12 protein-coding genes are annotated in these 9369 nt (G+C 72.2%); 6 read left to right on the top strand and 6 right to left on the bottom strand.

Annotated elements, in window-relative coordinates; genetic code table 11:
- Together G6030_RS03270 and G6030_RS03265 are read left to right on the top strand one after the other, a co-directional pair.
- On the top strand, positions 1–574 hold a 574-nt coding region (locus G6030_RS03270; RefSeq protein WP_182642194.1), incomplete at its 5' end, for an SDR family oxidoreductase.
- Positions 575–688: 114 nt separating this feature from the next.
- Positions 689–1759 (top strand): 2-dehydropantoate 2-reductase, encoded by a 1071-nt coding sequence (locus G6030_RS03265; RefSeq protein WP_182642193.1) that lies wholly within the window; start codon positions 689–691, stop codon positions 1757–1759.
- A gap of 4 nt (positions 1760–1763) precedes the next feature.
- Here the strand turns inward: G6030_RS03265 and G6030_RS03260 are convergent, their stop codons facing one another.
- Positions 1764–2045: an Lrp/AsnC ligand binding domain-containing protein gene (locus G6030_RS03260; RefSeq protein ID WP_061228358.1), complete on the bottom strand. Its 282-nt coding sequence runs from the start codon at positions 2043–2045 to the stop codon at positions 1764–1766.
- A 38-nt stretch (positions 2046–2083) separates the two neighbouring features.
- Here G6030_RS03260 and G6030_RS03255 point away from each other — a divergent pair, with 38 nt between their 5' ends.
- On the top strand, positions 2084–2773 hold the full coding sequence (locus tag G6030_RS03255; protein WP_182642192.1) for an AIM24 family protein: 690 nt from the start codon (positions 2084–2086) through the stop codon (positions 2771–2773).
- Positions 2774–2831: 58 nt separating this feature from the next.
- Here the strand turns inward: G6030_RS03255 and G6030_RS03250 are convergent, their stop codons facing one another.
- Entirely contained in the window at positions 2832–3215 is a 384-nt protein-coding gene (locus G6030_RS03250; protein ID WP_182642191.1) for an SgcJ/EcaC family oxidoreductase, read from the bottom strand.
- Positions 3216–3396: 181 nt separating this feature from the next.
- Between G6030_RS03250 and G6030_RS03245 the strand changes: the two genes are divergently transcribed.
- Entirely contained in the window at positions 3397–4830 is a 1434-nt protein-coding gene (locus G6030_RS03245; RefSeq protein WP_182642190.1) for a sugar porter family MFS transporter, read from the top strand.
- A 195-nt stretch (positions 4831–5025) separates the two neighbouring features.
- On the opposite strand, the gene G6030_RS03240 is transcribed toward G6030_RS03245, so the two are convergent.
- The gene (locus G6030_RS03240) at positions 5026–5634 is read right to left on the bottom strand and encodes a GyrI-like domain-containing protein (protein WP_182642189.1); all 609 of its coding nucleotides are present in this window, start codon (positions 5632–5634) and stop codon (positions 5026–5028) included.
- Positions 5635–5775: 141 nt separating this feature from the next.
- Between G6030_RS03240 and G6030_RS03235 the strand changes: the two genes are divergently transcribed.
- Both G6030_RS03235 and G6030_RS03230 read left to right on the top strand, forming a co-directional pair.
- Positions 5776–5958, top strand: coding sequence for a hypothetical protein (locus G6030_RS03235; protein ID WP_182642188.1), 183 nt, complete (start codon positions 5776–5778; stop codon positions 5956–5958).
- Complete coding sequence (locus tag G6030_RS03230) at positions 5955–6803, top strand: hydrolase (RefSeq protein WP_347238559.1); 849 nt, start codon at positions 5955–5957, stop codon at positions 6801–6803. The genes G6030_RS03235 and G6030_RS03230 overlap by 4 nt, the downstream gene beginning before the upstream one ends.
- Here G6030_RS03230 and G6030_RS03225 read toward each other — a convergent pair.
- From G6030_RS03225 to G6030_RS03215, 3 genes are all read right to left on the bottom strand, one after another.
- A complete protein-coding gene (locus tag G6030_RS03225; protein ID WP_182642186.1) occupies positions 6796–7251 on the bottom strand; it encodes a helix-turn-helix domain-containing protein in 456 nt (151 codons plus the stop codon). The genes G6030_RS03230 and G6030_RS03225 overlap by 8 nt on opposite strands.
- Complete coding sequence (locus tag G6030_RS03220) at positions 7248–7751, bottom strand: SRPBCC domain-containing protein (RefSeq protein ID WP_182642185.1); 504 nt, start codon at positions 7749–7751, stop codon at positions 7248–7250. Before G6030_RS03220 ends, G6030_RS03225 begins: the two co-directional genes overlap by 4 nt.
- A gap of 160 nt (positions 7752–7911) precedes the next feature.
- On the bottom strand, positions 7912–8817 hold the full coding sequence (locus G6030_RS03215) for an SDR family NAD(P)-dependent oxidoreductase (RefSeq protein WP_182642184.1): 906 nt from the start codon (positions 8815–8817) through the stop codon (positions 7912–7914).
- Positions 8818–9369: the final 552 nt, after the last annotated feature.

The following is a 9369-nucleotide window of genomic DNA, read 5'->3' as shown; positions in this document are numbered from 1 at the left end:
CGACGGCCGGTCCGCACACCCGGACGACGGCCGGTCCGTCGAGATCGTCGAGGCAGACCTCACGACCGCCGACGGGGTCGCCCGCGTCGCCGACGGCCTCAGCACGCTCGACGGGCTCGTCCACTGTGCCGGGGTCGCCGATCTCGGCCGGATCGAACACACCGACGCCGAGCAGTGGCGCCGGGCGTTCGAGGTCAACGTGCTGGCCGTGGTCGAGCTGACCCGGTCACTGCTCCCGGCGCTGCGCGCGGCACGAGGACACCTCGTCGTCGTCAACTCCGGCGCAGGGACCACCGCCAAGCCCGGCTGGGGCTCCTACAGCGCCTCCAAGTTCGCACTGCGCGCCGTCACCGACACCCTCCGCGGCGAGGAGCCCGACCTGCGCGTCACCTCCATCCACCCCGGCCGCGTCGACACGGACATGCAGCGCGCGATCGTCGCGCACGAGGGCGGCACCTACGAGCCCGGCGCCTACCTCAGCGCCGACTCCGTGGCCACCGCCGTCCGGCACGCGTTGGAGTCGACCCCCGACGCCCACCCCACCGAGGTCGTCCTGCGACCCCGGCCCCGCTGACGCCCGCCGGCCACTCCCTCACGCGCCGCGCCCACCGCCTCGCGCCTTTTCCGCACGCCCGCGTGCCGCGAACGCCTGCCGCGCGGCCGTGCGTGTCGTAACGTCTGCACCACCATGACCAGCCCCGATTCCCCTCTGCGGATCACCGTGATCGGCGCGGGCGTGGTCGGTTGCTACCTCGGCGGCCGGCTCGCCCGCCACGCCGACGTGACCCTCGTCGGACGACCCCACGTCCTCGACCCCATCCGTGAACTGGGCCTCACCGTGGAGGCGGGCGGCACCGAGGGCGGCCGCCTGCACGTCCCCGCCGACATGCTCACCCTGGCCACCACCCCGGACTCGGTCCGCCGCGCCGACGTCGTGCTGGTGTGCACCAAGGCCGGTCAGACCGCCGCCGCCACCGCGGAGTTCGCGCCGCTCCTGCGCCCCACCACCCTCGTGGTCGGGCTGCAGAACGGGCTGCACTCCGCCGACCTCATCCGCGAAGGCGTGGACTCCGCGCCGGTGATCGCCGGGTTCGTGCCGTTCAACGTCGCGCGCACCGGGCCCGCCACCTACCGCCGCACGTCCACCGGCGAGATCCGGATCGCCGAGCACCCGAGGCTCGCGCCGCTGCTGCGCACCGCCACCGAGGCCGGGCTGCCGCTGCGTCCCACCGACGACATCCAGGCCGTCCTGCACGGCAAGGTCCTCATGAACCTCAACAACGCCGTCCAGGCCCTGTCCGGCCTGCCGCTGCGCACCGAGCTGCTCGACCGCGATCTGCGGTGCTGCCTCGCCCTGTGCCAGGCCGAGGCGAACCGGGTGTTCACCGCGGCCGGCGTGGTGCCCCGGGTGCCGCTCGCCGTGCCCGCCGGCGCCCTACCGATCGTGATGCGCCTGCCCACCCCGCTGTTCCGCCGGCTCGGTCGGGCCGTGATGCGGGTCGACGCCGACGGCACCTCGTCCATGAACGACGACCTGCTGCGGGGCCGGCCCACCGAGATCGACGTCCTGCAGGGCAAGGTCGTGAAGATGGCCCGTCAGCTCGGACTGTCGGCGCCGGCCTGCGAGCGGATCGTGGAACTGGTGCGCGAGGCCGAGGCCGACGGCGAGAACCGGCGCCGGTGGAGCGGCCCCGACCTGCTCGCCGAGCTGCAGCGCGCGCGGCGCCGGGCTCGCCGGCTCGCCCGTTCCAGCAGATGAGCGGTCAGTCCTCGTAACCGATCGAGAACGCGGCCTCGAGGTCATGCTTGGACTGGGTGCGGAACGCGATGTGCGTCTCGGTGTCCAGCACGCCGGGTACCTTGTTGAGGCGGTCGGAGACGATGTCGGCGATCTCCTCGTTGCGCCGCGCGCGGACCAGCACGATGAGGTCGATGGTGCCGGTGACGGAGTACACCTCTGACACGCCGTCGATCTCGGCGATGGCGGAGGCGACCTCGGGGATCCGCGCCGTCTCGGCGTGGACGAAGACGATTGCGGTGATCATGCGTTCCACGCTAGCGCAGCGCGGGTAGCGTCGACGCCATGATCCACGGCGACCTCTTCCAGAACGCCCGGGAGGCGGAGACGAGCCGCCCGTTCGCGCTCCAGAACTCCAAGATGCTCAAGGTGACCCTCGCCGACCAGCCGATCCTCGCGCGGACCGGGTCGATGGTCGCCTACCAGGGGCAGATCGGCTTCGAGAACATCGGCAGCGGCGGGCTCGGCAAGATGTTCAAGGCCGCCGCCACCGGCGAGGGCGTTCCGCTCATGCGCTGCTCCGGCCGCGGCGAGCTGTTCCTGGCCGACCAGGCCTCCGAGGTGCAGGTGCTGTACCTCGAGGACGACATGATCTCGGTGAACGGAGCGAGCGTCCTGGCCTTCTCCGAGGGCATCGCGTGGGACATCCACCGCATCGCCGCGAAGGGCGCCGTGATGACCGGCGGCCTGTTCAACGTCTCCCTGCGCGGGACGGGCTTCGTCGCGGTGACGACCAAGGGGCAGCCGGTGGCGCTGGACGTCGCCGGGGCGCCGACCTTCGCCGATCCGCAGGCCGTGGTGTTGTGGACGGCCGGGGTGTCGATGGACGTGCGCGTGGACACCGGTGGCCTGCGGTCGCTGATCCGCGGTGGGTCGGGCGAGACGTTCCAGTTGGCGTTCGGCGGGCAGGGCCTGGTCGTGGTCCAGCCGTCGGAGAACGTCCCGCAGGGCGCGGGGAGCCAGGGCGGGTCGTAGGTCCGCCGCCCCGGGCGGGCAGGCGACGGCCGTTCGCCGCCGCCCCCGGCCGGTGCACTCAGCTCATGTTCTCCGGGGTCCAGTAGGCGCGCATGGAGGAGACCTTGCCCTCGTCGTCGTGGACCATGAGGTCCCACACGTTGATGGTCGCCTTGGAGCCCCCGTCGAAGTGGGTGGTGATCTCGAAGTTGAACAACAGGTCGTTGCCGCACACGCGGGTCTCGAGGACCTTCGCCTCGATCTTCAGCGCGGTGACGGTGGAGTAGAAGGCGCGGATCGCCTCCGCGCCCTCGTGCACGGTGCCGCCGCCGACGGGGTCCTCGACGGTGGCGTCGTCGGCGTAGAGGGCCATGACGGCCTCGAGGTCGCCGGCGACGAGCGCGTCGACGTAGGACTGCGCGGTGGCGCGGATCTGCTCGGGTGCGGTGGCCGCGGCGCTCATGGTGGGTGGCCTTTCGGTGACGACGACGAGGTGACCCGAGCTTAGAACGTGTTCTCACGCCGCGGGCGCGCACCGGGCCATTTTCTGCTGCGCCTCCTCGTCGGTTGCGCCACTTGCGCCCCAGTCCTACCCTCCTCTCACCACTGTCACAGGGCCGGCGGGCCCGGGGAGCGGGGTACGCATGTCCACACAGCAGACGTCCCGACAGCCGTCCGACGAGGAGTCGTTCCACACCGGCCGGGTGGTGATCATCTCCCTGGTCGCCGCGCTCGGCGGGTTCCTGTTCGGCTTCGACACCGCGGTCATCAACGGCGCGGTCGACGCGGTGCAGCAGGACTTCGGGATCGGTGCCGGGCTGATCGGGTTCACGGTCTCCTCGGCGTTGCTCGGATGCATCCTCGGCGCCTACCTGGCCGGGCGACTGGCCGACCGGTGGGGCCGCACCCGCGTCATGGTCCTGGCGGCCGTGTTGTTCCTCGCGAGCGCCCTGGGATCGGGTTTCGCGTTCGGCCCGTGGGACCTCATCGCCTGGCGTGTCCTCGGCGGGCTCGGGGTGGGCGCCGCGTCGGTCATCGCGCCGGCGTACATCGCGGAGGTGGCGCCGCCGGCCGTCCGAGGTCGCCTCGGTTCACTACAGCAGCTGGCGATCGTCTCGGGCATCTTCGTGGCACTGCTCTCGGACGCGTGGCTGGCGGGAGTGGCCGGCGGCGCGATCGAGGAGTTGTGGTTCGGGGCGGCAGCCTGGCGGTGGATGTTCTGGGCGGAGGTGATCCCCGCGGTGGCCTACGGCGTGCTGGCGCTGATGATCCCCGAATCGCCACGCTACCTGGTGGGCCGCGGGATGGTCGACGAGGCCAAACGCGTGCTGCGGTCGATCCAGGAGGGCGGCATCGACTCCCGCATCCGCGAGATCCGGGCGACCGTCCGCGAGGACCGCCGCCAGTCCTGGCGGGACCTGATCCGCCCGGGCGGGTGGAACTTCCTGCCCATCGTGTGGATCGGCATCATCCTGTCGGTCTTCCAGCAGGCCGTGGGCATCAACGTGATCTTCTACTACTCCACGACGCTGTGGCAGTCGGTCGGCTTCGCCGAGGAGGACGCGTTCACCCAGTCGGTCATCACGTCGGTGACGAACATCGTGGTCACGATCGTGGCGATCGCGCTCATCGACAAGATCGGGCGTCGCAGGCTGCTCATGATCGGCTCCGTCGGCATGACGGTCTGCCTGGCGGTGATGGCGGCGATGTTCAGCCAGGCCACCATGGTCGCCGGGCCGGACGGCGAACTCGCCCCGCAGCTCGGCGACACCTCCGGGCTCGTCGCGCTCATCGCCGCCAACGGCTTCGTCGTGTTCTTCGGCATGTCGTGGGGCCCGGCGGTGTGGGTGCTGCTCGGCGAGATGTTCAACAACCGGATCCGCTCCACCGCGCTGGGTTTGGCGGCGGCCGCGCAGTGGCTGGCGAACTTCGCCGTGTCGACCGCGTTCCCGCCGATGGCTGAGTTCAGCCTGCCGTTCACCTACGGCTTCTACGCGGTCGCGGCGCTGCTGTCGCTACTGTTCGTGGCGCGGTTCATCCCCGAGACGACCGGCCGCTCGCTGGAGGAGATGGAGTAGCCCCGGACCCGCGCCGCACTCCTCGACCCGCCCCGCGACCCGCCAGCCGCCACTTCGGCCCGCCCCGCGGACCCTCACCGTGACTGGACTCCGCCAGCCGTCACTTCGGCCCGCGTTCGCCCAGGTCGCCTCCCGGTGGAACGTACACAAGCGACGGCTGACGCGCGAAACCCTCTCGGGAGGCGCCGGGGCGGGTCAAGCCGCGTCGTCGGGCGTGCGCACCGCGCAGAACAGGTCGGTCCGCAGCGTGGCCGGGTCCATGTCGGGCGACGGCTCGGTGACGTAGGACTCCCAGAACGGCAGCCCGGGAGCGCGTCCCGTCCCCGCGATCTCGCCCATGAAGTCGCCCCACGCCTGCCCGAGGTCGTCGTAGGAGCCCACGTGGCTGATCACGGCGATCTCGCCGGCCGGCAGCTCGGAGGCGACGAGCTGTCGACCGTCGGCCTCGATCGGCTCCGTGCCCACCTGCTCGGCCAGCGGGGCGCGGAGCGGGAAGCCGATCTCCAGGTCCACCACCGAGTCGGGCCCCTCGACCGCGGCGGTGTAGAGCGCGATGGGCGGGCCCGCGGGAGCCAGGCCGGCCTCGAACGCGCGCGGCAGGACGGTCCCGAAGACGGAGTCGAACACCCCGGTCAGCTCCGACATCGGCACGCCCGTCACACGGACCACGGCGGTGGGCACGGCAGGCGCGCGCAGCAACCGGATCCCGTCGATCGGGTCCGCACCCAGGTCGGGGTAACCGGACGGGGGGTCGGCGGGCGCCGTCGGCGCCTGATCGTGTGACGAAGAGGATGACGACGACATGGTGTGCCCTTCCGACGCGAGGTGCCTGCTCCCAGTGTGCGCTGCGGTCGGGACGAGGGGAAGACCCGCCGAGCAGCAGGGTGGGTCCCCCGGCGCCGGCGAGGGATGCGGCCCGCGCCCGCCGGGGGGACACTGGGGGGCATGCCCCACTACCGCCTCCACACCCCCGACCAGACCATCGATCTCGGCGAGCACGAGACCGCCCAGCAGGCCCTCGAGGCCGCCGTGGCCGGTCAGCGTGAGACCCGACCCGCCGACGGGTCCCTCGAGGTGCAGGTGGGCGAGTCGTGGCACCCCGTCGACATCGAGGGGGACATGCCGTGAGCGCGGTGACCCAGTGCGCGACGTGCGGGGTCGAGCGTGCGGAGCCCCTGCCCGAGGTGTGCCCGATCTGCGCGGACGAACGCCAGTACGTGCCCGTTGCCGGGCAGCGCTGGACGACGCCCGAGCAGTCGCGGGCGGCGGGTGCGTCGATCGAGTTCACCGAGCGCGAGACCGACGTCATCGGTTTGGAGCAGAAGTACTGCCCCGGCATCGGCCAGCGGCCGTCGCTCATCCGGACCGACCACGGGAACGTCCTGGTCGAGGTGCCGAACTACATCAGCGACGAGGCGGTCGCGGCGATCCGCGGGTGGGGCGGTCTGTCGGCGATCATCGCCTCGCACCCGCACATGTACGGGCTGCAGTCGCTGTGGTCGGCGGCGTTCGACGACTGCCCGGTGTACGTCTCCGCTCCGGACGAGCAGTGGCTGGGCCTGCGACCGCGCAACACGATCGTGTGGGGCGGGGGCCACGCGGCGGACCCGGCCGACGGCGGCGAGATCGAGATCCTGCCCGGCGTGCGGGCGTCGCAACCGGGCGGCCACTTCCCCGGCAGCGTGGTCGTGCACTGGACCGCTCCGGACGGCCGCGGCGTGCTGTTCAGCGGCGACACGATCGGCACCGTCGCCGACCGGGAGTGGGTGACGTTCATGCGGTCGTTCCCCAACTGGATGCCGCTGTCCGGGGCGGTGGTGCGCCGGATCGCCGAGCACGTCTCGCGGTACGACTTCGACAGGCTCTACAGCAACTTCGGTGGCTTCGTCCCCCGGGACGCGCGGGCCGCGGTGCAGCGGTCGGCCGAGCGCTACGCGGCGTGGGTCGACGGCGAGTACGACCACCTCACCTAGGGGCGCCCGGGCCCGACCCGCGTTCGGCGGACTCGGCGACGTCGCCGCGCTCGTCGGACGCGGCACCCTCCCCGCGCTCGGCCGCCTCGGCCCGATCCAGGCGCTCAGCGCGCTCCCTGACCTGCGCGAGCCGACGATCCCATCCCCGCGACACCGCGCCGAGGAGGTCGGAGATCTCCCGGATACGGTCCGGCCGCACGGCGTGTACCTGTCGACGGTGATGCGGTCGCGCGTGCACGAGCCCTGAGTCGGTGAGGATGCGCAGGTGCTTGGCGACCGCCTGGCGGCTCACGCCGAGATCGCGGGCCACGGCGCCGGCGTCGTCGGGCCGATCGGCGAGTCGAACGAGGACCCGGCGACGCGTCCGGTCCGCGAGGGCGCCGAACACACCATCCGCCTCCTCGCTGAGCAGCCGGTCGTGCGGGACCTCGTCCTTCCGGCTGCTCATCCGCCGCCCTCGGCACGCACCCGCGCGAGCTCCAGCTCGGACACCCAGCCCTCGGAGTTCTCCTCGAACCGCCGGCGCCGGACGGCCGCGTCGTCGTGCAGCCCCGCGAAGCCGGTCTCGCGGACCGTCAGGACGACGCCCGATCCGTGGTCCTCGATCGTGAACTCGACCAGGTTGGCCTGCGCCTCGTCGACCTCTCCGGCCATGCCGCCGAGCCACCGGAACACCGCGCGACGCGGCGGGTCGAGCTCGACGGTGCCGATAGTGAACTCGCCGTGCACCGGGTCGACGACCCGTGACACGTCGCCGTCGGTGGTGATCTCGTGCTCGGTCCACGTGCCGTCGTTGATGAACCATCCCGGCTCCGACACGATGGCCCAGACCGTCCCCGCCTCGGCTTCGATGTGGATGCTGCGGACGATCTCGTCGGGCACGTCATCGCTGGTCACTCCCGCTCCGGGCTCGCTATCGCCGTCGACGGGCACGGTGTTCTCGCTCATCGGGCTCTCCTCTCCCCCGAGGTGCCTCCCGCTCGGTGAGGTGATGTCGCGGCTGCACCTGCCCTCCCACGATGACACGACGGGCGCCCGAGTGCAACCATTCAGTTGCAGTTGAGCGCACCGACGGCCGACGGGTGTGGTCATCACCCGGCGAACGCGGTCAGCGCGTAGCCGACGCGGCGGCCGTCTCGGCCTCGGCGAACTCCCAGAACCGCGCTGCCGCCGCGGGGTCGGAGGCCTCGGCGCTCCGACCGATGAGCGTGGGCATGCCGCGCAGGTGCCTCATCGCGTCGGGACCGGTGTAACTGCACGGCGGCAGCGGTCGAGTCGCGGCGCTCATCGTCGTCAGCGCCGCCTGCGCCGCGGGCTGGGCGAACAGGGAACAGACGCCGGTGACGATCCTGTCCAGCGTCGCGTTACCCGTCGCGTTGGAGATCCCGGTGGCCGCCCACCCGGGGTGCGTGAGCTGGACGTCGACCCCGACCCTGCCGGCCTCGGCACGTCCGTCGCGCAGCCGCCGCTCGAGCTCGAGCCCCCACAGCATGTCCCCGAGTTTGGACTGCGCGTACGCCGCCGCGGACGTCCACCGCCGGCGCCGGAAGTGCGGGTCGTCGCCGTCGAAGGTTCCGGCGTGGTGTGCATTGGACGCGACGATCACCACGCGCCGACGCACCACGGGCAGCAGCAGGTTGGTGAGCAGGAACGGGGCCAGCGCGTTGACGCCGAGCAACATCTCGAATCCGTCCTCGGTCTCGCGACGCCGTGGCGTGACGGCTCCCGCGTTGTTGACCAGGACGTCGATCTCCTCGCCGCCCTCGCCGGTCAGTTCGCCGGCCGCGCGTCGCACGCTCGCGAGGGAGGCCAGATCCGTCTCCACGACGCGCGCGTCCCCGGGGAGTTCGGACGCCACCTGCTTACCGCGTGCGGTGTCCCGGACCGCGAGGATCACCCGCGCCCCGTGCCCGGACGCCGACCGCACCGTCTCGAGCCCGACCCCGCTCGTCGCCCCGGTGACGAGCCACGTCTGGCCGGTGAGGTCGGGAATATCGATCCGCTTGTGCGCCACGGCCGAAGCGTACGACCCGGAGCCGCGCGCCCGCGCCACTTCGCAGCGGAGCCGGCAGCGCGAACCAGCCCCATGAGACACCGCGCGTCGGGCTGCGGCGGCGATCCGGTCGTAACCACCGCGGAAAAGGTCGTAGTCATGTGGGCAGAACGCCGCCTGGGCCACGATGGTGACGTCCAAGAAATCGATGATGACGACCAGATGCGCGTTGAGCCCGCGCTTGGGCGGTCACGTGTCGAAACGGCGGGCCAGCTGAAGGCCAGTCGACCTAGCCACGACGGGGACGGGCACCCTACTGCGGGCCTCGGGAAGAAAACCGGCTCGCCGCTTGCGGGGCTGGGTGAAGCCGGGACGAAAGCGGCCCGCCGATTGCGGGACCGGGCGAACCTGTCCGGTGCGGCCCGGGCGGCGGACTACCCTCCGGGTATGAACTCCCTCACCTCCCCGAGAATCGCGCGGACGCTCTGCGCGGCGGCTGCGGCCCTCGTCGTCGTCGCCCCTCTCTCCGCCCCCACCGCCGGCGCGGCGCCCACCGCGGCGCCCACCGCGGCG

Origin of the sequence: Dietzia sp. E1, from assembly GCF_014145015.1 — a bacterium.
In the GTDB taxonomy this organism is placed as follows: domain Bacteria; phylum Actinomycetota; class Actinomycetes; order Mycobacteriales; family Mycobacteriaceae; genus Dietzia; species Dietzia cinnamea_A.
Note: the sequence above shows the minus strand (reverse complement) of the source record. Positions and strands in the feature narration are given on the sequence as shown.